Below are 22,572 nucleotides of genomic sequence, written 5' to 3' on the forward strand. Positions count from 1 at the left end.
GGCGTGTTTGGGACACATCGCACACCCGGGAAGCAGATCAGGAAATCCCCGGGGACCCGTCGTCCAAGGCGGCTACCAGGGCCGGCAGCAGGGCGCGGAAGGCCTGGCCGCGGTGGCTGATGGCGTTCTTTTCCGCACTGCTCAGTTCGGCGCAGGTGCGGTCCAGCCCGGCCGGCTGCAGGATCGGGTCGTAGCCGAACCCGCCCGCTCCCCGCGGCGAGTCCTGCAGTGTTCCGCGCAGTTCGCCGCGTTCCACGGTCTCGCCGCCGTCGGGCAGTGCCAGGGCAGCAGCGCAGACGAACGCCGCCCCGCGGTGCTCGGCGGAAATGTCGCCCAGCTGGGCCAGGAGCAGTTCGAGGTTCGCCGCGTCGTCGCCGTGCCGGCCGGACCAGCGCGCCGAAAAAATCCCGGGCGCCCCGCCCAGGACGTCTACGGCCAGCCCGGAATCGTCCGCGACGGCCGGCAGGCCGGTGGCTGCCGCTACCGCATGGGCCTTGAGCAGCGCGTTCTGTTCAAAGGTCACACCGGTTTCGGCGACATCGGGCACTCCGGCCGCGGCGGCATCGATCACCTGCGTGTCGACGTCGAGGCCGGGTACCTGCCCGCGGAGCAGTTCCCGCAGCTCACGCAGCTTGCCCGGGTTGCGGGTGGCCAGGACCAGGCGCGCTGTCGGCTGCGGCATTTAGGCCAGGCCCAGGGTCTGCCGCTGGATGACGGCCAGTTCTGCGGTACCTGCCAGGGCCAGGTCGAGGAGGGCGTCAAGCTCGGCCCGGTCGAACGGAGCACCTTCCGCGGTGCCCTGCACCTCGACGAACTTACCCGAGCCGGTGACCACCACGTTCATGTCGGTTTCGGCCCGGACATCTTCGACGTACGGCAGGTCCAGCATCGGGACCCCGTCGATGATGCCCACGCTGATGGCCGCCACGGTGTCCAGCAGCGGTGAAGCGTTGCGGGCAATGAGCTTGTTTTCCTTGGCCCAGGCCACGGCGTCGGCGAGGGCCACATAGGCGCCCGTGATGGCGGCGGTGCGGGTGCCGCCGTCGGCCTGCAGGACGTCGCAGTCCAGGACAATCGTGTTCTCGCCCAGGGCCTTGGTGTCGATGATGGACCGCAGCGAGCGGCCGATCAGCCGGGAGATCTCGTGCGTGCGCCCGCCCAGCTTCCCCTTGACCGATTCGCGGTCGTTGCGGGTGTTGGTGGCCCGCGGGAGCATCGCGTATTCGGCGGTGACCCAGCCCTTGCCCTCGCCCTTGAGCCAGCGCGGAACGCCGGGGGTCAGCGACGCCGTGCACAGCACCCGGGTATTGCCGAACTCGATCAGCGCCGAACCTTCGGCCTGCTTCGACCAGCCGCGCGTAATGGTGATGCTCCGCAGCTGGTCGGGAGTGCGGCCATCGGAGCGGACGACGGTGGAGGAAGAGGTGGAAACAGGGCTGTTTGCGGCGGTTGTCATAGGCCCAGTCTATCGGCCGGGCCGTCCCGTGCCGGGCGGACGGGCCGGGCAGACGGGCCGGGCTGTTTGCGTCCCTACCCTTTCTCTCGCGCTGCCCCGCTCCTAGGGTGGCGCCGTACCGTCGGACCCCTTCCCTCCCGTTCCGAACACCGGGAGGGTCTGGAGGAACGACCCCCTGCAATGACGCAGAAAGGATCGGCACGCACATGCGCAGACTTTCATCTTTGGGGGTTGCCGTTTCGCTGGCCCTGGCAACCGCCCCGGCACCGGCAACCGCGGCAGAACCCGCCGTCACGGAGCTCGGGGGGACGCTTCCCGGCGGAGCAACGTGGGCGGCACAGCTGCCGCAGGACTGGAACGGCAAGCTGGTGCTCTACAGTCACGGCTTCCGCCCCGGACCCGACAACCCGGCCCGGGACCCGGGTTTCGAATCCACCGCCCAGGCACTGACCGCCCGGGGATTCGCGGTCGCTTCCTCGTCCTATGCAGCCACCGGCTGGGCCCTTGGAACAGCGGTCGAGGACCAGCTGGGCACCCTGGCCGCCTTCTCCGCTGCGGCGGGCGAACCTGTCCGGACCATCGCCTTCGGCACGTCGATGGGCGGCCTGGTCAGCAGCCTCATCGCCGAAACCCCGGACAGCGGCGTGGACGGAGCGGTGAGCACCTGCGGACTGCTCGGCGGCGGAATCAACCTGAACAATTACCAGTTGGACGGCCTCCACGCACTCGCCGAGCTGCTCCTGCCCGGAGCAGACCTGCAGTTGACCGGATTCCGCACCTCAGAGGAAGCCGATGTCACCATCAATGCCCTGATGGGTGCGCTGCAGCAGGCACAGGCGACGCCGGAGGGCCGGGCCCGGCTGGCATTGGCGGCGGCCCTGATGAACACACCAACCTGGTTCAGCGGGGACACGGAACCGGACCGGAAGGATTACGCCGCACAGCAGGAAGCGCAGTACAACTGGCTGCTGCAGACAATCCCGTTTGTGGTCGGCTCGCGTGCCTCGATAGTCAACGCAGCGGACGGTGACAGCGGCTGGAACCAAGGAGTGGATTACGGCTCCCTGCTGCGTGACTCGGCGCAGCGGCAGCAGGTCAAGGCGCTGTACCGCAGTGCCGGCCTGGATCTGCGCCGGGACCTGCATACCCTCACCTCCACCGCGGACACCGCACCGGATCCGGAAGCCCTGGAGTGGATGGACCGCACCTCGACCCCGCACGGGGACCTCCTCATGCCGGTGCTGACCATGCATACCCTGGCCGACATCCTGGCGCCGGTGGAGTACATGGAGGAGTACGCCCAGACTGCTCGGGAAGCCGGCACCGGTGCGCTGCTGCGCCAGGCCTACGTCGAACGGACCGGGCACTGCACCTTCACGGACGCGGAGCGGGTCGGCGCGGTGCTGGCGATGGACGAGCGCCTTGACACCGGCCGCTGGGGGAACCTGGCCGAGCCCCGGCAGCTTGACCGGGCAGCCGAATCACTGGGACTGGGGGAAGCGGACTTCATCAGGTACCGTCCCGAAGAATTCGTCAACGACCGGGACTACCCGCAGGACCCGGGCTCCGGTCACGGACACGGGCACGGGCACGGACACGGACACGGGCATGGAAGGGGCCGCTGACGGCGGGCCTACCCCGCCGGATGGACCCCGCCCTGCACGGCGAGCGGTGCACTGAACGGGCTGCCGACGTCGTAGGAGACACCGGCCACGGCGACGGCGAGGTCCCCGCTGTAGGTTTCGCGTGCTTCCGAAACGCTGACGCTGGCGTCGTTCCAGACCGGCAGGTGCGTGAGGAGCAGGCGCCGGGCCTGCGCTGCGGTGGCCGCTGCTCCGGCGCGGCGCCCGGTCAGATGCACCCCTTCGATGGCGTCATCCCGGCCCTCGTGGAACGCAGCTTCACAGAGGAAGACATCGGTGTCCCGGGCGGCATCTTCGAGCCCGGGGCAGGAATCGGTATCCCCGGAATACGCCAGGGTCCGGAGCGCGGGCTCGCCGTCGGCGTCCAGGGTGCGGGCTTCCACGCGCAGGGCGTAGGCCTCTTCGGCCGGGTGCCGCACCGGGTAGGGGGTCACGGTGAACGGCCCGATCTGCACTGCGCTGCCGGCGGTCCAGTTGGAGAACTCGAAATCCTCGTGCATGCCCGGGTCCAGCTCCAGCCCGTAGGCCGTGGCCATCCGGTCCGCCGTTGCCGCCGGCCCCCAGACCTTGATCCGGTCCCGGTTCCAGCCGGAGGGGTCCCAGTGCACGGCGACGTGGAGGCCGCACAGATCCATGCAGTGGTCCGGATGCAGGTGGGTCAGCAGGACGGCGTCAATGTCCCGCAGGTCCATGTAGCGCTGCAGCGCACCCAGCGATCCGTTGCCGAGGTCCAGCAGGATCCGCCAGTCGCGGACGCCGTCGTTGGCGGTCACGAGGTAGCACGACGCCGGCGAGGCCGGCCCGGGGAAGGATCCGCTGCAGCCCACAATGGTCAGTTTCATACCGTGCCGTTCCTGGAGCCGCCGCTGTGCGCCTCCGTGCGTTCAGGGGCGTCAGCCCGGGCTGCGGCAATCATCTGCGGGGTGACCCGCGCCATGCTGCCGGTGGGGTAATGCGCGGCCACATGTTCCACCTGCTGCACGCTCAGCACCTCGGGGCCGAGGAAACGCCGGGCAAGCAGCTCGAAGGAGGCAGAGTCTCCGGTGGCAACGAAGGTGTGCTCCGGCGGGGTCTGCGAGCGCCGTTCGATCCCGTGCGAGATCAGGGCGCGGTAGACATCCTTCGCGGTCTCCTCGGCACTGGAAACGAGCGTGACGCCGTCGCCCATCACATAGGAAATGACGCCGGTGAGCAGTGGGTAGTGGGTACAGCCAAGGACCAGGGTGTCCACGTCCCGGGCCTTCAGCGGAGCCAGGTATTCCTCCGCCGTGGCCAGCACATCGGGGCCGGACGTGATGCCGGCTTCGACGAACTCCACGAACGCCGGGCAGGCCACCGAAGACACCTGCAGGTGCGGGGCCGCGGCAAAGGTGTCGTCGTAGGCCCGCGAACCAACAGTGGCAGCCGTGCCGATGACGCCGATCCGTCCGGTCCGGGTAGCAGCCACTGCGCGGCGGACCGCCGGCTGGATGACCTCGATGACGGGGATGCCGTACCGGTGCGTGTAACGCTCGCGGGCGTCACGCAGGACGGCGGCGGAGGCGGAGTTGCAGGCAATCACCAGGAGCTTGACGCCGGAATCCACCAGTTCGTCCATTACGCCCAGCGCTTTGGCCCGGACTTCGGCGATCGGCAGGGGTCCGTAGGGTCCGTTGGCGGTATCCCCCACGTACATAACGGCTTCGTTGGGCAGCTGGTCCAGGACGGCGCGCGCCACTGTCAGGCCGCCGACACCGGAGTCAAAGATGCCGATCGGGGCGTCCGGGTCCTTGACCCGGACTGCTTCGTGCACGGACGTGCCCAGTGGATGGGTGGAGGAGCTGGCCGGGTTCGAACTCATAATGTAACGACCATAGTCCTCCCCCGCGCACGGGCACATTCACCGGACCGTGCCGTTGCTCACAAAACCAGCTGCGGACACAGCCGATTCCGTGTCAGCGCAGGGAGTCGAGCAGCGCCTGCATGAGTGTCTCCTGCAGCCATGTGACGAAGTTGTACACCAGCGCAAGGTAGCCGTCCAGATCCTCGGCCTTGGACGGATCGGTGATGTCATGCAGCCGCTCGGCGTCTTCGTCATCTTCCAGGCCCAGGCGGTCGGCAAGCACCAACCGGACATCGTTCAAGGCGCGCGCAAAGAGCTGCGCCTGCTCGGTGTCCAGGCGCAGCGGAGCCGCCTCCAGCTGCAGCGCGGCGGCGCGCAGGGCGCTTTGTTTTGATTCGCGCAGCGACCGTTCCGTAAACCGCCGGAACTCGAGGGCGTCGTCGTCGTTCCCCGTGGTGCCGGCGGGGAGGAGCCGCAGCAGGGCCGAGTCATCCGGAACGGCCGCCGACGGGTCGATGCCGACCATGGCCGCGAGCGGATCGGCGTCCGCGGCAGTGTCAGGTTCCAGCAAGGCCTGCACATCGGAGAAGAGCTTGCGCAGCAGGTCCCGCTCCCCCGGTTCCAGGTTTGCGGTAATGCCCTTACGGGTGAGCTTGAAGCCGGTGGCCACGAATATCCGTTTCTGTTCTGCGTACTGGGTTCTGCGGTGTAGGCGGTGCCAGGCGGTGCTAGGCCGCGTCCGCCTTCTGGAAGGTGGCCCACAGCCCGTAGGAATGCATGGCGAGGGTATCGCGTTCTGCGGATTCCCGGGATCCGGTGGCCACTACGGACTTCCCGGCCTGGTGGACCTCCAGCATGAGGCGGTGGGACTTGGCCTCCGAATAGCCGAAATAGCTCTGGAAGACGTAACTGACATAACTCATCAGGTTAACCGGGTCGTTCCAGACAATCACGACCCAGGGAACATCCGAAGACGTGAGGGTATCCGTCTCTTCACGTGTCAGGGTGTCCGTTCCGGTCGCGGTGCTGGTAGCCATAGGTCCAATTGTAGTGAGGAATCGGCTGCGAACCTCCGCAGTGCAGCCTTCTGCTCAATGGGGATCCGCGGGTTAGAGTTTTGCCTGTGAACAGTCCCGCCGTCCGGCACACCCCGAATTCAGCCCTCTATACGGACCACTACGAGCTCACCATGCTCCAGGCCGCCCTCCACTCGGGTACGGCTTCCCGCCGGTCCGTGTTCGAAGTCTTTGCCCGGCGGCTGCCGGAAGGCCGCCGCTACGGCATCGCGGCGGGAACGGGCCGCATTCTCGAAGCCCTCGAAAACTTCCGCTTCGACCAACCGCAGCTGGACTTCCTGGCCAGGACCAACGTGGTGGACGAACGCACGCTGGCGTGGCTCGCGGACTTCCGGTTCTCCGGCAACATCTACGGCTACGCCGAGGGCGAGGCGTACTTCCCGCAGTCCCCCCTGCTGATCGTTGAATCCACCTTCGGCGAAGCCTGCATCCTCGAAACGATGATCCTGTCCATGCTCAACCACGACAGTGCCATTGCCTCCGCGGCTTCCCGCATGACCTCCGCTGCCGACGGACGCCCGTGCATCGAAATGGGTTCGCGCCGCACCCATGAGGAAGCGGCCGTTGCCGCGGCCCGCGCGGCAGTGATCGCCGGCTTCGACAGCACTTCCAACCTCGAGGCCGGCCTGCGCTACGGCCTGAAAACCGTGGGCACCGCCGCGCATTCCTTCACCCTGCTGCACGATTCCGAAAAGGAAGCCTTCACCGCGCAGACAGCATCGCTGGGTATGGGCACCTCCCTCCTGGTGGACACGTACGACGTCGAGCGGGGGGTCCGCACCGCGGTGGAAGTTGCCGGACCGTCGCTGGGCGGCGTGCGGCTGGATTCCGGCGACCTCGTGGCGCAGGCGCGCTGGGTCCGGGACCTGCTCAACGAGCTGGGCAACGCGAAGACGCGCATCATGGTCACATCCGACCTGGACGAGTTTGCGATTGCGGCCCTGGCCTCGGCTCCCGTGGATGCCTACGGCGTCGGCACCTCCCTGGTCACCGGCTCCGGGGCTCCCACCGCCGGCATGGTCTACAAACTGGTCAGCCGCGAGGGAGACGACCACGAGTTCGTCTCCGTTGCCAAGGCCGCGAAAAACAAGGTCTCGCTCGGCGGGCGCAAGTACGCACTGCGCCGGCTGGACGAACACGGCACGGCAACCGCCGAGGTGATCGGCATCGGCCATGCACCGGCGGACGACGGCAACGACCGTACGCTGCTGCACCAGTTCGTGGCCGACGGCGTTGTCCAGCCCGGCTGGACCGGACCGGAGGCGGTGACGCGTGCTGCCAAGCAGCACGCTGCGTCCCTTGCCGAACTGCCAACCTCGGTGAACCGCCTGCAGCGCGGCGAGCCGGTCATCCCCACCGAATACGAGGAGTAAGCAAATGGCCCGCGCCCTGATAATCGTCGACGTGCAGAACGACTTCTGTGAAGGCGGCTCGCTGGCTGTGGCCGGCGGGGCCGACCTCGCGGGGGAAATCACCGACTACGTGGAAACCTCCGCCGGCCGGTACGATCTGGTCGCCGCCACCCAGGACTGGCACATCGATCCCGGTGCGCATTTCTCGGATACCCCGGACTTCGTGGACTCCTGGCCTCCGCACTGCGTCGCCGGTACCCCCGGTGCCCAGCCGCACCCGGACCTGGACACAGAACTGGTGGATGCCTTCTTCCGCAAGGGCCAGTACGAAGCGGCGTATTCCGGTTTTGAGGGTGTCCTGGCCCCGGACGTTGAAGTTCCCCTCGGGGAGCCGGAAGCCGAGCCGGAGACAGACGCCGAGACGTTGAGCCTCGACGACTGGCTGCGGGACAACGACGTGGACGAGGTGGTGGTGCTGGGCCTTGCCGCTGACTACTGCGTACGCGCCACTGCCCTGGACGCCATCGCTGCCGGCTACACCACCGCGGTGATCCCGGAACTGTGCCGCGGCATCAAGCGTGAGACAACGCTCGCGGCCTGGGCCGAACTCGAAGACGCCGGCGTGGAGATCATCGACCTCTAGCAAGGGCGCAGGACAGAGGGCCGGCCGCTGCTGCGACCGGCCCTCTGCCGTTCCCCGGGGTCATTTTCCTGGGGCCGCTACTTGCGGCCGATGAACCAGTCCTGCAGCTTCTTCAGCCGCTTGTTGAGCTGTTCCTCGTTGGCCTGGGCCACGGGCGGTCCGCCGCAGATCCGGCGCAGCTCGCTGTGCACCACGCCGTGGGGCATGCCGGAGCGGGCGGACCAGGCAGAAACGTTCTTCGCCAGCTCGCCCCGCAGTTCGGTCAGCCGGCGGTGATCCACCACTTCCGGGGCTTCCGCCGGCACTGCCTCGGCTGCGGCACCGGAACGGCGGCCCCTGCGGGAAAGCTGCTCGTGCTGGCGCTGGCGCAGCAACGTGCTCATCTGGTCCGCGTCCAGGAGGCCCGGAATGCCGAGGAAATCCTGCTCCTCCTCGCTGCCCAGCGCACCGCCGGTTCCGAACTCGCCGCCGTCGAACAGGACCCGGTCAAAGGACGCCTGCGATTCGAGGGCCTCGAACTTCTGCTTGGTCAGCTCGCCGGAGGCCTTTTCCTCGCGGTTTGCCGCCTCCATCAGGCTGTCCTCGAGGCCGAAGCCCTCCTCCTCCAGATGGTTGTCCGGACGGTCCAGCGCGTGGTCGCGTTCGACTTCCATCTGGTTGGCCAGCGCCATCAGGTTCGGCACGGAAGGCAGGAACACCGACGCCGTCTCGCCGCGCTTGCGGGCACGCACGAAACGCCCCACGGCCTGCGCGAAGAACAGCGGGGTTGCGGTGGAGGTGGCGTAGACGCCGACGGCGAGGCGCGGCACGTCCACGCCTTCAGACACCATCCGCACGGCTACCATCCAGCGCTGGGTGCCGGCGGAGAATTCCTCGATCTTCTCCGATGCCTTGGCATCGTCGGACAGGATGACCGTAGGTGATTCGCCCATGATCTTCTTCAGCCAGCCGGCGTACGCACGGGCGTCGTCGTGGTCGGTGGCGATCACCAGCCCGCCGGCATCGGGCACGGACCGGCGGACCTCCGTGAGGCGGCGGTCCGCTGCGGCCAGCACGGCGGGAATCCACTCGCCGGTGGGATTCAGGGCGGTGCGCCAGGCCTGCGCCGTGATGTCCTTGGTCACCGCGGCTTCGCCAAGCGACGCCGCCATCTCGTCGCCGGCGCTGGTCCGCCAGCGCATCTGCCCCGAATAGGCCATGAACATCACCGGGCGGACCACATGGTCCTTCAGCGCCTGTCCGTAGCCGTAGGTGTAGTCCGCCTTGGACCGGCGGATGCCGTCCCTGTCTTCGACGTACTCCACGAACGGGATGGCTGCGGTATCCGAGCGGAACGGCGTACCCGTCAGGGAAAGCCGCTTGACGGCCGGCTCAAACGCTTCGCGGATGCCGTCGCCCCAGGAGAGGGCGTCACCGCCGTGGTGGATCTCGTCCAGGATCACCAGGGTGCGGGCGGCCTCGGTCTTGGCACGGTGCAGCATCGGCTTGGATGCCACCTGCGCGTAGGTGACGGCCACGCCGATGAACCCGTGCCCGTGCCGCCCGTCGGCGTTCTTGAAGTTCGGGTCGATGGCCAGGCCCACCTTCGCGGCGGCGTCGGCCCACTGCCGTTTCAGGTGGTCCGTCGGGGCGACGACGGTGATGCGGTTGACGATCCCACGCTCCACCAGTTCGTTGGCCACACGCAGGGCGAAGGTGGTTTTACCGGCGCCCGGGGTGGCAACGGCCAGGAAATCGCTGGCATTGGATGCGAAGTACTTCTCGAGGGCCTCTGCCTGCCACTGACGCAGCTTCGGGGCGGTGCCCCAGGCGGCGCGCCCGGGGTAGGCAGGTGGCAGGGACGCACCGGCGCCGAACAGGGTTTCGGAACTCACGCGGGAAACGCAACCTTTCTCATTGCTCGATTGGTTGTTGCCGTGCGGGCACCGGACGGGCGCAGCGCTGAGCGACTGCGCGCGGGCGCAGGCGTAAACACATAGGTCATGCAGACATCAGGACTAACTGCCTTCGCGGAGGAAGGCTGGGAAACGGAGCGAGCAGAAAACCGGCCGGAGAGGACGAACTACTTCTTGCCCTTGGGGTTGTCACCTTCGGGACGCAGGCCCTCGTAGATTTCCTTGCAGGTGGGGCAGACGGGGAACTTCTGGGGATCCCGGCCGGGCGTCCACACCTTGCCGCAGAGAGCAATCACCGGCTCGCCCGAAAGCGCCGATTCCATGATCTTTTCCTTGCGCACATAGTGGGCAAAGCGCTCACTGTCGCCGGGTTCCAGCTCTTCGCGCAGTTCTTCGCGCTCGATGGTGGCCGTGGACGTACCGTTGTCATCCAGGCGGCGGGGATCGTTTTCGAAAGGATCGGGAGGCAGGCTCATGCGTTCCATCTTAGTACCCGCCGACTATTTGTTGACGGAGACCTGCTGCAGCAGTTCCGGCCCGCGCGCGTCCAGCCACCGTCCGCCCAGCCGGATCCCGAGAATCAGGACCGCCGCACCCAGCAGCAGTCCCGCGAGCAGGGTCACAACGCCCCAGAAAGTGCTTTCGAGCACGACGGCGAGCACTCCCGGGACGAGCACGGGCACCAGCAGCGCGAAGGTCACGAGGCTGAAGGCACCCTGGACCAGCAGGGCCCGGCCGGTGGAACCGGGCGGGGTCTTGAACGCGTTTTCCCCGGGCAGCGGCACGTTGTAGGTGTAGCGCGCGGACACCGCGCTGGAGACTCCCAGCCCGACCATCAGCGCCGCCATGGAAACCCCCAGTACGGGGGCTATGAGGTCCGCGTGTCCGGTCAGGGCCGCCGGCAGGACGGCTGCGGCGAGCACGGCCGGCACGCTTACCACTGCGCAGGCCAGTGCCCGGCCGGCGCGGTCCGCCCGCCCGGACACACCGGTGGCCAGATGCAGGGCGAACGCCGTGTTGTCATAGGAGACGTCCGCGCTGATGGAGAAGCCCAGCATAAAAGCCACCAGCGGCCCCAGCGTCAGCGGTACCATCAGCCCCGCCTCCGCGCCGGCGTTGTTTCCCGCGAACAGCAGGACCACAACCAGCAGCGGGACAATCAGCAATGAAGCGCTGTAGCGGGGGTCGCGCAGCCAGTAGATCAATGCCCGCGCTGCCACCGCTCCGGTGGGAGTGGCCGGGAAACGCGAGAAGAGCCCGAGCCCGGCGCTCTTCCGGCCGGCTGCAGACTGCGGCGGGCTGACCAGCGCCCGCAGCAGCAGGGCTTTCCAGGCCAGTACCAATACCGCCAGGAAAGCCACAGCGATAAGGGCCTTGGCACCCGCCGCACCGAAATGGCCGAGTGCAATGTCGCCGGGTACTGCCCAGACGGCGCCCAACGGCGTCCACGCGAGCACGTCGGCCAGGCCCGGAAGGAACTCTGCGCCGGCCCGGATCCCTTCGGCTGCACCGGCAATGATGGGCCCCAGCAGCACCAACGGGATGACCAGCAGCAGCCCCGTAAAGTCGCGGAACCTGCGGGAGCCGGTCAGGGAGACTGCTGCGGCCACGGTAACGCGCGCGGCGATCAGGCAGGTGAAGACTGCCACCACGGAAAGCACCAGTGCTGCGGCCAGCGCCCCCGGAAAGCGGTACCAGCTCGCCGCCTGCGCGAGTACGGCCAGCAGCATGGCGGCCCCGGGAATACCGATCAGCCCGCCCGCGGCCAAGCCGGTCAGCAGCTGCGGGGTGGGAACGGCATAGGTGGTGAACCGGGCCGGATCCAGGGTCAGGTCCAGGCCGGAAAACACCACCGGGATCAGGGCCCAGCCCGCAACCGCTGCGGCTCCGGCCAGGATGACCGCTGTTCGGGCCGCCGCCGGATCATCCCCCGCGATAAACAGAGCGGCGATCAGCACGGCCAGGAAACCCAGCGCATAGAGCGCGCCGAGTATGATCCCGACCAGCTGCCAGGGACTGCGCTTCAAAGAGTTGCGCAGCAGCAGCAGCTTCAGCCTCAGAAGGTGCGCAACCATTCCAGCCCCTCCGAGTGGGTCCGGCCGCCGACCAGCGACACAAAGCGGTCCTCCAGCGTCGCGCCGCCGCGGACCTCGTCCACCGTTCCTGCGGCCAGCAGGTTGCCGCCGGCAACCACTGCGACGTGGTCACACATCCGCTGGACGAGGTCCATGACATGGCTGGAGACAATCACGGTTCCCCCGGAGGAAACGTACCCGGCGAGAATGTCGCGGATATTGGCCGCAGAGACCGGGTCCACCGCCTCGAACGGTTCGTCCAGGACCAGCAGGCGCGGGGCATGGATCAAGGCGGACGCCAGGGCTACTTTCTTCGTCATACCCGCGGAGTAATCCACCACGAGCTTGCCTGCGTCAGCACTGAGGTCCATGGCGGCCAGGAGGTCCTTGGTGCGCACCCGGACCGTCTCCCGGTCCATACCGCGCAGCAGTCCCGCGTACGTCACCAGCTGCTCACCGGTCAGCCGGTCGAAAAGGCGGACGCCGTCCGGCAGGATCCCCATCAGCCGCTTGGCCTCGAGGGGGCGGGCCCACACGTCGGTGCCGTGCACCCGGACGGAGCCTGCGTCCGGACGCAGCAGCCCGGTGGCCAGGGACAGCAGGGTGGTCTTGCCGGCCCCGTTGGGGCCCACCAGCCCGTAGAACGAGCCCTGCGGCACATCCAAGGTGATGCCGTTGACGGCCGTCTTGGAACCGAAGCGCTTGACGAGTCCCCGCATGGACAGCGCCGGGACGGAATCCGGTAGTGATGTCATGGGCCCAGCCTATCCACCCGGCGCCGGGACGTCCTCGGCCCAAAGGACCAATTCAGCGCCCCTTGGGGCCGAGGCATCCGTCGCGGGGACTAGCCCTTCGCTAGAACATCCCGCGGCGTGCGGCGCGCTCGTACTGCGGCACCCAGGGCAGCTTGGCGTCCAGTTCGGCCGCTGCGCGCATCCACCAGCGCGGATCCCGCAGGGCGGCACGGGCTATGAGGACCGCGTCCGCGGAACCGGCCTGCAGGATTCCCTCCGCCTGCGCACCGGAATCGATGAGCCCGACGGCGGCGGTAGGCACGCCTGCGCCGTGCCGGACCGCTTCGGCGTACTCCACCTGGTAATTCGGTGCCACGGGGATCACGGCCCCGGGAACGGCTCCGCCGGTGGAAACGTCCACCAGGTCCACTCCGCGTTCCCGTGCAGCTCGTGCCAGGACCACCGAGGACCGGGCATCCACTCCCCCGGGCATCCAGTCCGTGGCGGAGATCCGCAGCAGGAGCGGCATGGAATCGGGGATGACAGCGCGTACCGCGTCGATGACCTCAAGGGTCAGCCGATTCCGCCCCGCCTCGTCCCCGCCCCACGCATCGGTGCGGGTATTGACCAGCGGGCTGAGGAACTGGTGCAGCAGGTAGCCGTGTGCGCCGTGGATCTCGATGGTGTCGAAGCCCGCGTCAACCGAGCGGACAGCCGCGTCGGCGAAGTCCCGGATGACCTGCCGGATACCCGCTTCATCCAGCGCGGCAGGAGCTGCGTAGCTGCCGAACGGGTCCGCCGTCGGGCCGACGGTCTGCCAGCCGCCGTCGGACAGCGGGACACTGCCGGTCCCGGGGGCGAACGGAGCATAGGTGGAGGCCTTGCGTCCGGCATGGGCCAGCTGGATGCCGATACGCGCCTGGACGGCGCCGTGCCGGTGGACAAAATCCGTGATGCGCTGCCAGCCGGCGGCCTGCTCCTCGTTCCAGATCCCGGCGTCCTGCGGGCTGATCCGTCCTTCCGGCTGGACTGCCGCGGCCTCGGTGATGATCAGGGCCGCGCCGCCGGCGGCGAAGGACCCCAGATGCATCAGGTGCCAGTCATTGGGTACGCCGGGCGCGTTGGCCGGATCCGCGGGATCTACGGAGTCCGCGGAGTACTGGCACATTGCGGCTACCCATCCGCGGTGGGCCAGCTCCAATCCGCGCAGGGTGACGGGGTCAAAAAGGGATGACGTCTCCATGGAAAAGCCGCGCCGCCTAGAACAGTGCCCGGGCGAGGGCAGAACGGGCCTTGGTGACCCGGGGATCGGCGATGCCGACCACTTCGAACAGGTCCAGCAGCCGCAGCCTGGCGGTTTCGCGGTCTTCGCCGCGCACCCTGCCGATCAGGCCGGTAATCCGGCGGAAGGCGTCCTCGACGTGCCCGCCGGCAATGTCCAGGTCCGCGACGGCCAGCTGCGCCTGGACGTTGTCGGGCTCTTCGGCGCCTGCCCGGCGGACGGCCTCCGCATCGGCATCACGCAGCCTGGCCATGAGTTCCACCTGGGCAAGGCCCGCTTTCGCATCCGCGTCGGCCGGCTGTTCGGCAAGGGCACGGCGGTAGGCGGCAGCCGCGGCGTCGTAGTCCTCGGCATTGATGGCGTCAAAGGCTTCCTGGTGGAGCGGAGACAGCGGCGCTTCCGGCGCCTCTTCCTGGGTACCGCCTTCGAGGGTCCCGTTGACGCCGTTGGCGGCGGCCACCTGCATCAGCTCGCCGACCAGGGCGCGGATCTGCTCCTCCGGCATCAGCCGGTCCAGGAGCGGCACCGGCTGGCCCTTGATCACCGCGGCCACGGTGGGAACGGCGACGGCGGAGAAGGCCTGCGCAATCTGCGGGTACGCTGCAGCGTCCACCCGGGCCAGCAGCATCCGCCCGTTCTGTTCCACGGCGATGGACGCCAGGATTGCGGACACCTGCTGCGAGTCGGGGCTCGCATCCGAATACAGGTCAATGACCACCGGAACTTCGGCGGAAAGCTGGACAATCTGGGGGAAGGTCTGTTCCGAGACCTGCACCACGAACGGTGACGGCGCCGGAGCGGTTCCGGGGGCGGCGCCACCCGGAGCGGCTCCACCCGGGGCTGCCGGGGCCGCGGGTGCCGCCGGGGCCGTGGAACGTGCCTTGAGTGCGGAGAGGTCAACTGCACCCCGCAGGTTCATGGAGGAGGGGGCAGCCGGGGACGGGCGATGGTTCGGTGTGCTCATTTCTTCACCTTATTACGCCGTGCCCGTCCACCGGCAAGCCCCGCGCTTCCGCCTACTTGAGGTTGGCGGACAGCAGTTCCTGCGCTGCACCCACTACCAGGGCCTGGCCGGTGCCGCCGGAAGCCGGAACGTAGAGCATTACGGCTTCGCCGTGGGTGACATCGATGCCCTTGTCGGTGTTCGTCTCGCCGGTCAGTGCCTGGTAGACGGTACCTTCGAGGTTGACCGAGTCGCCGGCTTCCTTGGGCGTGCTGGAGAACGTGTTGGACAGGTAGCCGAACACGATGGCCCCGCCGTCGGCGGTCCGCAGTGCGTAGGTTTCCTTCGGATCCGCGGCATGCAGGAACGTGTTGGTGGCGAACTCATTCTTCGGGTCGCTCTGCACCTGCTGCTGGAACTTGACCACGTCCTCGCTGAAGCGGTTGGCGCCGAAGGTGTCCTTCTTCTCGCCCTCCGGATTAGTCAGGGAGTCGGCCAGCGCAGCGACGGCGCCCTGCGGCGACATGGCCAGCCCGTTGTCCGAGTCGGCGGGAATCTGGGCCGAGCCGTCGGTGGCGGCGGGCGGCTGCGGGAAGGTGCTGGCGGGCAGCATCTGGACAGCGGAAACCAGCTTGTAATTGTCCCTGGCCGAGTCCTGGACCAGGAGCAGCGCCTGGGGCACCGGGTTCCCCTCGCCCTGGGTCACGGCGACGACGGTGCGCGGCCAGTCTGCGGCGGTGCCGATTGACTGGGTCCGCAGCGTTTCGGCGGCCACCGGCACCGGGGCTTCATGGTCGGCGGACTTCGCAGCCACGGCGTAGTTCGCTGCACGCATGGCGTAGGCAGCCCCGCCGACGCGCGGCGTCAGCATCGATGCATCCTTGGCCGCGTCGCCCGCCTCAACCGTGCCGGCCACGGAATCCAGGATGCGGGTCAGCTGGGAGTCCACGATTACCGGCTGGCTTCCGGCGGCGGACTCGCCGGCCAGCGCCGCTGCGGGGGCAGAGCCCGCTGCCAGTACGGCGGCGGCAGCAGCGGCCAGGTAGGCCGGACGACGGCGGCGGGGGGCGGCGGCGGTGAAGGCCGACGTCGTACCCGAGACGCTGGGCTGCTTGTCAGCTGCCCCGCTATCCCGACCGGCGCTGTCCGGACCGGCGCTGCGGCGGCCGCTGCGCCGCGGACCGTCGGAGCCGCTGCGCAGGAAGGCAAGGGCCAGGCCCAGGACGGCCAGCAGGGCACCGATGACGATCAACGGCACGGCGAACGGGCGGGTGGCGTCGTTCTCCCAGGTCAGGGTCACGTCGGTGGGTGCGGGAGCGGTGCCGTCCGTGGCGATCAGGATCCGCCAGTCGCCTTCGCCCGGCGCTTTCCAGTCGTGGGACAGTTCGCCTTCGCCGGACTCTTCAATGACCCAGAGATCGGAACCGGCAGGATTCGGGGCGGTCTTCCCGGTCTTGTCGGTGCCGACGGCCAGGGACGAGCTGTCCTCTCCCGGGCTGAGCCGGGCGGCGGCGGCGTCTGCCACCCACGCCTGGACATCGTTGGCCCGGCCAACCGCCAGCGTGAAGGGAGCATCCGAACGGACGGTGATGTCCACGCCGTCGGAGTATTCGGCCAGCAGTTCCGGTTCCAGTACGGTGACCACGGCATCCTCGGCGCCCTCGGCGTCCATGGAAACCGACTGGGTCTCGGGGGGCGCCCAGAACGTGCGCTGGCCAATGCCTATCAGCATCAGCAGCACCCCAAGGACGATCAGCGGAACTGCAAATTTGTTTCGCACAACTTACCTATCTTCAGTCTGGGCAAATGACATGGCAGGGCGGCGGATTTTCCGGGCCGGCAGGCCCGAACGCGGGCTCCGGAATGCGGCGGCTAATTCGCAGCTGGTCATTGATGTCCTGGCACTTGATAACCCAATGGTAACGAAATCCCATCAGAGCACCCATTCGGGCGATGGCCCGGAGCGGTAACCGCCGCATGTGCCTAAGGGGAAAAGCGGTTTCGGCGGCGCGTCGGCTGGTAAGGTTTCGGTTCGTATCAGCAGCCCGACCAGGCAGAGGAGAAACGCGCGAAATGAGCGAAAACGAGGACGTGCCCGTCCACGCGCCGCTCCCCGGCCCTGCGGACAAAAAACCGGCGGGCGGGAATGCCTCCGGCGGAAATACGCCCCCCACCCCTCTGCCCGGATTCCTTTCCACGGCTGCGGACCGAGTGCGCTACAGCCTGCGCCACGGCGTTCCCGGTGCCCGGCCGCGGCCGCGCTTCGAATTCCCGCCCGAGGACGCAGCCGGTCCGGAGATTACGGTCGACGACGACGTGCGGCTTCCCGATGAACGGCTCAGCGTCAGCGGCGGCGGACAGGGGCATGACCCGGAGGGCGGGAGCCTGCGCGCCCACCCCATCTACTTTGGTTTTATGCTCACGGTCGGCGTTGGCCTGGCCTTGCTGCTGTTCTTCGTCATCACCAATGTCGGCGAGCTGCTGGTCTGGATCGGCGCTGCCCTGTTCATTGCCCTGGGACTGGATCCGGTGGTCCGCTGGCTGGCCGCGCGGCGGATCCCCCGCCCCGCAGGCATCGCCCTCACCGTGCTGGTGCTCGCCGGCGTCGTCACGGCCTTCTTTGCGACGCTGATCCCCACCATCGTCAGCCAGTCGACGGAAATCATCGCCAAGGCTCCGGGCTACATCAACAACTTCCTTGCCTCGGATTTCTTCGTCAACATCGACAAGCAGTTCCAGATCCGTGACCGCATCGAGCAGGAAGTCGGCAGCTTCTTCTCCAACAGCTCCGCCGTGGGCGGCATTTTCGGCGGGGTCCTCAGCGTGGGCACGGTGATTGCCAACGGCCTGTTCGGCGCCCTGATCATCCTGGTCCTGACCCTCTACTTCCTGGCTTCGCTGCCGTCGATGAAGAAGTGGGCCTACCGGCTTGCCCCGCGCAGCCGCCGCCGCCGGGTGGAGGCCCTCTCAGAGGAAATCACCGGCAGCGTCGGCAACTACGTGATCGGCCAGGGCCTGGTCGCATTGCTGGACGCCACCTACGCCTTCATCGTGATGACCATCACCGGCGTGCCGTTCTCGGTGCTGCTGGCCTTCCTGGTGGCGCTGCTGGCCTTCATCCCGCTGGTGGGCCCGCCCATAGCGCTGGTGCTGGTCTCGCTGGTTGCCCTGACCGAGGGCTGGCAGACGGCTGTGGTCTTCGCCATCCTCTACATGGCCTACCTGCAGTTCGAGGCGTATTTTGTCTCCCCGCGCGTGATGCAGCGGGCCGTGGCAGTGCCCGGCGCCGTCGCCGTCATCGCCGTGATTGCCGGCGGCAGCCTGCTCGGCGTGCTGGGGGCACTGATAGCCATCCCGACGGCGGCCGCCACCCTGCTGCTGCTCAAGGAAGTCTTCATCGCCCGGCAGGACCGGCAATAGCCCGTCAGTACCTGCGGCGGATCCGCCAGCAGTGGTTGTGCCAGTGCCGGCGGCCCTCGACGGCGGTCTGGCGGCCCAGCAGCGAGTCTTCCTGCCACACCACCAGGTGCGCGGTTCCGGGCGGGATGACCTGCCCGCAGCCGGGGCACCGGTAGTCCTTTGCGGCGTTGCCGGCCGTGATCTGCCGCACCGACCATTCGCCGTCGGGACCGCTTTCACGGCGTGGAATACCGGCACGCGTGCGTTCCAAATCCCTCTCCGGCGGGGTGGACGCCCACTTGCGGCGGGCGTTCCGGCCGGCTGCGCTGCCGGCGGCAGGCGTGCGGCGGGGATGGTTCGAACGGGGCATAGAAGTCATTTTGCCGCAGATGAGCCGGTAAAGTGCAACTGTGCGTTTAGTAATAGCCCGCTGCTCCGTTGACTACGTCGGCCGCCTCCGTGCCCATCTGCCCCTGGCCGTAAGGCTGCTCATGGTGAAGGCCGACGGTTCCGTCCTGATCCATTCCGACGGCGGATCCTACAAACCGCTGAACTGGATGAGCCCTCCGGCCACCATGCGCAGCGTGGAACCGGACGAGACGGACGCCGAAGCCGGCGTCACCGAAGTCTGGAACGTCCAAAGCGCGAAGACCGACGACCGCCTGATCATCAGCATCCACGAGCGGTTCTCCGATGTCTCCCATGACCTCGGGACCGACCCGGGCCTCATCAAGGACGGCGTGGAAGCGGACCTGCAGCGCCTGCTGGCCGAACAGATCAACCGGTTGGGCGAAGGCCACACGCTGATCCGCCGCGAATACATGACGGCCATCGGCCCCGTGGACATCCTGGCGCGCGACGCCACGGGCGCCACCGTGGCCGTGGAGTTGAAGCGCCGCGGAGATATCGACGGCGTGGAGCAGCTGACCCGCTACCTGGAACTGCTCAACCGGGACCCGCTGCTGGCTCCGGTCCGCGGTATTTTCGCCGCGCAGCAGATCAAGCCCCAGGCCCGCGTGCTGGCCGAGGACCGCGGGATCACCTGCCTGACGCTCGACTACGACGCGATGCGCGGCGTGGATGACAGGGATTCCCGCCTCTTCTGAGTCCCCGCCCCGCTCCCGGCCGCCGGGCAACATGCCTAGAATCGGTGCATGAACCCCACAGCGCGCAGCCGGGACCGCGGCTACCTCCGAGGCAGCCTGCTGACTCCGGATGAGCTGGTTCCCGACGGCGCACTCGCGTTTGTCGGGGACCGGATCACCTACGCCGGCCCGGCCGGCGGTTTTGACGACGCCGGGTGGCCGGAGCCCGCGCACCTGCCGGCCGGTTCGCTCATCCTTCCCGGACTCGTGGACCTGCACTGCCACGGCGCTGCGGGAAGCGATTTCACCACCTCCGACGCCGAGGGAATCCGGCGGGCAGCCGCCTTCCTGCATTCGGCGGGAACCACCACGCTGCTCGCCAGCACGGTTTCCGCGTCCCGCCAGGACATGCTCGCTGCCGCTGCCCGGCTCGCCGCCCTTGCGAGGGAAGGGCTCATTGCCGGAATCCATGCCGAAGGGCCGTTCCTGGCACGGGAGCGCTGCGGTGCGCAGGACCCGAAGTTCCTGGTCCCGCCGGACCCCGGCTTCGTGGATGAGCTGCTTGCAGCCGCGGACAGCGAACTGGTCACCATGACCTATGCGCCTGAACTGCCCGGAGCGGATGACCTGGTGGACCGTCTGGTCCTGCACGGCGTGACGCCGTCGCTGGGGCATACCGCCGCTGCGGACCCCGTTGCTGCCGAGTCCCTGGGGTCCGCCCGGGACGAAATGGAAGAGGCCGGCTTCGGAGGCTATGCTCCCCGGCCCACAGTGACGCACCTGTTCAACGGCATGGACCCGCTGCACCACCGCTCCCCCGGCGCCGTTGCCGCGAGCCTGCGGGCCGCACGCAGCGGCGCGGCCGTGGTGGAGCTGATCGCCGACGGGGCGCATCTGGACCCCGCGCTGGTACGCACCGTCTTCGAGCTCGCAGGAGGCGCCAACGTGGCCCTCGTCAGTGACTCCATGGCGGCCACCGGCCTGGGCGACGGTACCTACCGGTTGGGGCCTGCCGACGTCGTGGTGGAGAACGGGACGGCCCGCCTGCCCGGCGGCACGCTGGCCGGCGGCACGGCCACCCTGCTCCAGTGCGTACGCACGGCTGTCGCTGCCGGTGTGCCGCTCGCGGACGCGGTGGGCGCGGCCACTGCGGTGCCCGCGGACGTGCTTCGGCTCGCCGATGAAGTCGGCGCCCTGCGCCGCGGCCTGCGGGCCGATGCCCTGGTGGTTTCAGCGGACCTGGAGCTGCACGCGGTCCTGCGCTGCGGAACGTGGCTGCCGCGGTAAAAAAGCACCCGAAAAAAGTTCTAAATATTTCGTTTTGAGCATTGACCAGGCATTTCGGTTATGCCACGCTGTTACCAAGTCTTTGTGTAGGTGTTTTTTCATGCTCGCAAGACCGTTGCGAGTGAGAAGCTCCTCAAGGAACTGCTGAACGGCAAGAACTTGGGCTTTCTTGCTTCAGTAACATATCCGGCACGGACTGTGCAGGTAAGTTCCACATTATGAGGAGAAACAAATGGCTCAGGGTACCGTCAAATGGTTTAACGCCGAAAAGGGCTTCGGCTTCATCACTCCGGACGACTCAGACGGCGATGTCTTCGTCCACTACTCCGAAATCCAGACCAACGGATTCAAGACCCTCGACGAAAACCAGCGTGTTTCCTTCGAGATCGGCCAGGGCGCCAAGGGCCCCCAGGCCACCGGCGTTACCGCCCTCTAGGGTTTAACACTTTTCCGCAGGGAAACAAGGAAAGCCCCCGGCACATGCCGGGGGCTTTCCTTGTTTTCCATTCGTTTATTTACCCACGGCGGCGGACTACGTTCGCACCGAGACTCCGCAGATTCTCCATGAATCTTTCATACCCGCGGTCAATATGGTCCACGCCCCGCACTTCCGTGGTTCCGTCAGCAGCCAGGCCTGCTATGACAAGGGCAGCGCCGGCCCGGATGTCATTGGCCACCACCGGTGCGCCGGAAAGCAGCTCGACACCCTGGATCAGGGCGTGGTGTCCGTCGAGCCGGACCACGGCTCCGAGCCGCGCCAGTTCGGACGTGAATCCCCAGCGGGCCTCGAAAACATTCTCGGTGACCATGCCCGAACCGTTCGCGACGGCGTTGAGGGCCACCACGAAGGGCTGCAGATCGGTGGGGAATCCGGGATACGGCAGTGTGGACACGTTGATGGGCTCCGGGCGGGCCGGTCCCTTCACCGTGAAGCCGTCCTCCCCCGTGCTGACTTCGCAGCCCGCCTGGGTGAGTTTGTCCAGGACCACTGCCAGGGCTGATGCATCCGCCGAGCGCACCTCGATCTCGCCGCCGGTGATCGCTGCCGCGAAGGCCCAGGTGCCGGCGACAATCCGGTCCGGCACCACGCGGTGTTCCACCGGGTGCAGTTCCCGGACCCCGTCGATGATGAGCGTGTTGGTGCCCACGCCGCTGATCTGGGCCCCCATGCTGTTGAGCATGCGGGCAATGTCGGTGATTTCCGGCTCCCGGGCGGCGTTATCGATCACCGTGCGTCCGCGGGCCAGGGTGGCGGCCATCATGAGGTTTTCGGTGGCGCCCACGGAGGGAAAGTCCAGGATATGGTCCGCTCCGTGCAGGCCTTCCGGGACGGAGGCAACCAGGTACCCGTGATCGATGCCGATCTCGGCGCCCATAAGTTCCAGTCCGGCGCGGTGCATGTCCAGTCCGCGGGAGCCGATGGCGTCTCCGCCCGGCAGCGCCACCTCTGCCCGCCGGCAACGGGCCACCAGCGGTCCCAGCACGGAGATGGAGGCCCGCATGGCGCGGACGAGGTCATAGTCCGCCTGGTGGCCCAGCTCCTGCGGGACGTCCACGGCCACGGAGGCGGCGTCGACGTCGTAATCCACCGAACATCCCAGCCGGCGCAGCAGCTCCGCCATGATCCAGACATCCTGGATGTTGGGGACATTCGTGATGACGGACCGGCCCTGCGCAAGCAGCGTTGCCGCCATCAGCTTCAGGACGCTGTTCTTGGCACCCGGGACAGTAACGGCTCCGCGAAGGGTGGACGGGCCGGTAACAACAATGACGTCTTCCATTACTCCATAGTAGGGGCCGGGGCAGGCTCCAAAGGGCAGCAAAAAAGGCACAGGGGGAATTCCCTGTGCCTTCTAAGCAGAGCTTCTTTACTGTCCGGC

22 protein-coding genes are annotated in these 22,572 nt (G+C 67.8%); 7 read left to right on the forward strand and 15 right to left on the reverse strand.

Annotation, left to right across the window (positions count from 1 at the left end):
- Positions 1 to 37: 37 nt before the first annotated feature.
- Both rdgB and rph read right to left on the reverse strand, forming a co-directional pair.
- Positions 38 to 682, reverse strand: a complete 645-nt coding sequence (gene rdgB / locus NNX35_RS00280; RefSeq protein ID WP_255866690.1) for an RdgB/HAM1 family non-canonical purine NTP pyrophosphatase — start codon at positions 680 to 682, stop codon at positions 38 to 40.
- On the reverse strand, positions 683 to 1,456 hold the full coding sequence (rph, locus tag NNX35_RS00285; protein ID WP_227933194.1) for a ribonuclease PH: 774 nt from the start codon (positions 1,454 to 1,456) through the stop codon (positions 683 to 685). It lies immediately after the preceding gene.
- 206 nt (positions 1,457 to 1,662) lie between these two features.
- Here rph and NNX35_RS00290 point away from each other — a divergent pair, with 206 nt between their 5' ends.
- A complete protein-coding gene (locus tag NNX35_RS00290; protein ID WP_255866691.1) occupies positions 1,663 to 3,081 on the forward strand; it encodes a S9 family peptidase in 1,419 nt (472 codons plus the stop codon).
- Between the two features lie 8 nt (positions 3,082 to 3,089).
- Here the strand turns inward: NNX35_RS00290 and NNX35_RS00295 are convergent, their stop codons facing one another.
- The 4 genes from NNX35_RS00295 to clpS all read right to left on the reverse strand — a co-directional run bounded on the left by NNX35_RS00295 (position 3,090) and on the right by clpS (position 5,958).
- Positions 3,090 to 3,941 (reverse strand): MBL fold metallo-hydrolase, encoded by an 852-nt coding sequence (locus tag NNX35_RS00295; RefSeq protein ID WP_255764611.1) that lies wholly within the window; start codon positions 3,939 to 3,941, stop codon positions 3,090 to 3,092.
- Positions 3,938 to 4,939, reverse strand: coding sequence for a glutamate racemase (murI, locus tag NNX35_RS00300; protein ID WP_255866692.1), 1,002 nt, complete (start codon positions 4,937 to 4,939; stop codon positions 3,938 to 3,940). Before murI ends, NNX35_RS00295 begins: the two co-directional genes overlap by 4 nt.
- Before the next feature lie 94 nt (positions 4,940 to 5,033).
- Positions 5,034 to 5,591: a DUF2017 domain-containing protein gene (locus tag NNX35_RS00305; protein WP_255764613.1), complete on the reverse strand. Its 558-nt coding sequence runs from the start codon at positions 5,589 to 5,591 to the stop codon at positions 5,034 to 5,036.
- A gap of 58 nt (positions 5,592 to 5,649) precedes the next feature.
- A complete protein-coding gene (gene clpS / locus NNX35_RS00310) occupies positions 5,650 to 5,958 on the reverse strand; it encodes an ATP-dependent Clp protease adapter ClpS (RefSeq protein ID WP_227918245.1) in 309 nt (102 codons plus the stop codon).
- Positions 5,959 to 6,044: 86 nt separating this feature from the next.
- Here clpS and NNX35_RS00315 point away from each other — a divergent pair, with 86 nt between their 5' ends.
- A complete protein-coding gene (locus tag NNX35_RS00315) occupies positions 6,045 to 7,370 on the forward strand; it encodes a nicotinate phosphoribosyltransferase (RefSeq protein ID WP_255862755.1) in 1,326 nt (441 codons plus the stop codon).
- A gap of 4 nt (positions 7,371 to 7,374) precedes the next feature.
- Entirely contained in the window at positions 7,375 to 7,992 is a 618-nt protein-coding gene (locus tag NNX35_RS00320; RefSeq protein WP_255866693.1) for an isochorismatase family protein, read from the forward strand.
- A gap of 77 nt (positions 7,993 to 8,069) precedes the next feature.
- Here NNX35_RS00320 and NNX35_RS00325 read toward each other — a convergent pair whose 3' ends face one another.
- The 7 genes from NNX35_RS00325 to NNX35_RS00355 all read right to left on the reverse strand — a co-directional run bounded on the left by NNX35_RS00325 (position 8,070) and on the right by NNX35_RS00355 (position 16,701).
- Positions 8,070 to 9,866, reverse strand: a complete 1,797-nt coding sequence (locus tag NNX35_RS00325; protein ID WP_255866694.1) for a DEAD/DEAH box helicase — start codon at positions 9,864 to 9,866, stop codon at positions 8,070 to 8,072.
- A 188-nt stretch (positions 9,867 to 10,054) separates the two neighbouring features.
- The gene (locus tag NNX35_RS00330; protein WP_227918249.1) at positions 10,055 to 10,363 is read right to left on the reverse strand and encodes a DUF3039 domain-containing protein; all 309 of its coding nucleotides are present in this window, start codon (positions 10,361 to 10,363) and stop codon (positions 10,055 to 10,057) included.
- A 24-nt stretch (positions 10,364 to 10,387) separates the two neighbouring features.
- Positions 10,388 to 11,962 carry a transporter gene (locus NNX35_RS00335; RefSeq protein ID WP_255866695.1) on the reverse strand — a complete coding sequence of 525 codons (1,575 nt, stop codon included), beginning with the start codon at positions 11,960 to 11,962 and terminating at the stop codon, positions 10,388 to 10,390.
- Positions 11,944 to 12,717, reverse strand: a complete 774-nt coding sequence (locus NNX35_RS00340; RefSeq protein WP_255866696.1) for an ABC transporter ATP-binding protein — start codon at positions 12,715 to 12,717, stop codon at positions 11,944 to 11,946. Before NNX35_RS00340 ends, NNX35_RS00335 begins: the two co-directional genes overlap by 19 nt.
- Before the next feature lie 100 nt (positions 12,718 to 12,817).
- Complete coding sequence (locus tag NNX35_RS00345; protein ID WP_255866697.1) at positions 12,818 to 13,939, reverse strand: NADH:flavin oxidoreductase/NADH oxidase; 1,122 nt, start codon at positions 13,937 to 13,939, stop codon at positions 12,818 to 12,820.
- A gap of 16 nt (positions 13,940 to 13,955) precedes the next feature.
- Complete coding sequence (locus NNX35_RS00350; protein WP_255862751.1) at positions 13,956 to 14,942, reverse strand: co-chaperone YbbN; 987 nt, start codon at positions 14,940 to 14,942, stop codon at positions 13,956 to 13,958.
- A 52-nt stretch (positions 14,943 to 14,994) separates the two neighbouring features.
- Positions 14,995 to 16,701: a hypothetical protein gene (locus NNX35_RS00355; RefSeq protein ID WP_255866698.1), complete on the reverse strand. Its 1,707-nt coding sequence runs from the start codon at positions 16,699 to 16,701 to the stop codon at positions 14,995 to 14,997.
- A gap of 293 nt (positions 16,702 to 16,994) precedes the next feature.
- Between NNX35_RS00355 and NNX35_RS00360 the strand changes: the two genes are divergently transcribed.
- Complete coding sequence (locus NNX35_RS00360) at positions 16,995 to 18,341, forward strand: AI-2E family transporter (protein ID WP_255866699.1); 1,347 nt, start codon at positions 16,995 to 16,997, stop codon at positions 18,339 to 18,341.
- A gap of 4 nt (positions 18,342 to 18,345) precedes the next feature.
- On the opposite strand, the gene NNX35_RS00365 is transcribed toward NNX35_RS00360, so the two are convergent.
- On the reverse strand, positions 18,346 to 18,690 hold the full coding sequence (locus NNX35_RS00365) for a hypothetical protein (RefSeq protein ID WP_255866700.1): 345 nt from the start codon (positions 18,688 to 18,690) through the stop codon (positions 18,346 to 18,348).
- Between the two features lie 40 nt (positions 18,691 to 18,730).
- On the opposite strand from NNX35_RS00365, the gene nucS reads away from it, so the two are divergent.
- The 3 genes from nucS (at position 18,731) to NNX35_RS00380 (ending at position 21,128) form a co-directional block, all read left to right on the forward strand.
- The gene (nucS, locus tag NNX35_RS00370; RefSeq protein WP_227918257.1) at positions 18,731 to 19,426 is read left to right on the forward strand and encodes an endonuclease NucS; all 696 of its coding nucleotides are present in this window, start codon (positions 18,731 to 18,733) and stop codon (positions 19,424 to 19,426) included.
- A gap of 48 nt (positions 19,427 to 19,474) precedes the next feature.
- Positions 19,475 to 20,692 (forward strand): N-acetylglucosamine-6-phosphate deacetylase, encoded by a 1,218-nt coding sequence (locus tag NNX35_RS00375; protein WP_255866701.1) that lies wholly within the window; start codon positions 19,475 to 19,477, stop codon positions 20,690 to 20,692.
- A 232-nt stretch (positions 20,693 to 20,924) separates the two neighbouring features.
- Positions 20,925 to 21,128, forward strand: coding sequence for a cold-shock protein (locus tag NNX35_RS00380; RefSeq protein WP_146361532.1), 204 nt, complete (start codon positions 20,925 to 20,927; stop codon positions 21,126 to 21,128).
- A gap of 79 nt (positions 21,129 to 21,207) precedes the next feature.
- Here the strand turns inward: NNX35_RS00380 and murA are convergent, their stop codons facing one another.
- Positions 21,208 to 22,473 (reverse strand): UDP-N-acetylglucosamine 1-carboxyvinyltransferase, encoded by a 1,266-nt coding sequence (gene murA, locus NNX35_RS00385; protein WP_255764625.1) that lies wholly within the window; start codon positions 22,471 to 22,473, stop codon positions 21,208 to 21,210.
- Between the last annotated feature and the right edge of the window lie 99 nt (positions 22,474 to 22,572).

The organism is Arthrobacter sp. zg-Y844 (assembly GCF_024385465.1).
Lineage (GTDB): Bacteria > Actinomycetota > Actinomycetes > Actinomycetales > Micrococcaceae > Arthrobacter_B.

Bases quoted from the DNA above. Each gene is read 5' to 3' on its own strand.
- clpS (WP_227918245.1), bottom strand. From the start codon at position 5,958: ATGGCTACCAGCACCGCGACCGGAACGGACACCCTGACACGTGAAGAG.
- NNX35_RS00320 (WP_255866693.1), top strand. From the start codon at position 7,375: ATGGCCCGCGCCCTGATAATCGTCGACGTGCAGAACGACTTCTGTGAA.
- NNX35_RS00365 (WP_255866700.1), bottom strand. From the start codon at position 18,690: ATGCCCCGTTCGAACCATCCCCGCCGCACGCCTGCCGCCGGCAGCGCA.
- rdgB (WP_255866690.1), bottom strand. From the start codon at position 682: ATGCCGCAGCCGACAGCGCGCCTGGTCCTGGCCACCCGCAACCCGGGC.
- rph (WP_227933194.1), bottom strand. From the start codon at position 1,456: ATGACAACCGCCGCAAACAGCCCTGTTTCCACCTCTTCCTCCACCGTC.
- NNX35_RS00375 (WP_255866701.1), top strand. From the start codon at position 19,475: ATGAACCCCACAGCGCGCAGCCGGGACCGCGGCTACCTCCGAGGCAGC.
- NNX35_RS00360 (WP_255866699.1), top strand. From the start codon at position 16,995: ATGAGCGAAAACGAGGACGTGCCCGTCCACGCGCCGCTCCCCGGCCCT.
- NNX35_RS00335 (WP_255866695.1), bottom strand. From the start codon at position 11,962: ATGGTTGCGCACCTTCTGAGGCTGAAGCTGCTGCTGCTGCGCAACTCT.
- murA (WP_255764625.1), bottom strand. From the start codon at position 22,473: ATGGAAGACGTCATTGTTGTTACCGGCCCGTCCACCCTTCGCGGAGCC.
- NNX35_RS00380 (WP_146361532.1), top strand. From the start codon at position 20,925: ATGGCTCAGGGTACCGTCAAATGGTTTAACGCCGAAAAGGGCTTCGGC.
- NNX35_RS00330 (WP_227918249.1), bottom strand. From the start codon at position 10,363: ATGAGCCTGCCTCCCGATCCTTTCGAAAACGATCCCCGCCGCCTGGAT.
- NNX35_RS00295 (WP_255764611.1), bottom strand. From the start codon at position 3,941: ATGAAACTGACCATTGTGGGCTGCAGCGGATCCTTCCCCGGGCCGGCC.
- NNX35_RS00340 (WP_255866696.1), bottom strand. From the start codon at position 12,717: ATGACATCACTACCGGATTCCGTCCCGGCGCTGTCCATGCGGGGACTC.
- NNX35_RS00345 (WP_255866697.1), bottom strand. From the start codon at position 13,939: ATGGAGACGTCATCCCTTTTTGACCCCGTCACCCTGCGCGGATTGGAG.
- NNX35_RS00350 (WP_255862751.1), bottom strand. From the start codon at position 14,942: ATGAGCACACCGAACCATCGCCCGTCCCCGGCTGCCCCCTCCTCCATG.
- NNX35_RS00290 (WP_255866691.1), top strand. From the start codon at position 1,663: ATGCGCAGACTTTCATCTTTGGGGGTTGCCGTTTCGCTGGCCCTGGCA.
- murI (WP_255866692.1), bottom strand. From the start codon at position 4,939: ATGAGTTCGAACCCGGCCAGCTCCTCCACCCATCCACTGGGCACGTCC.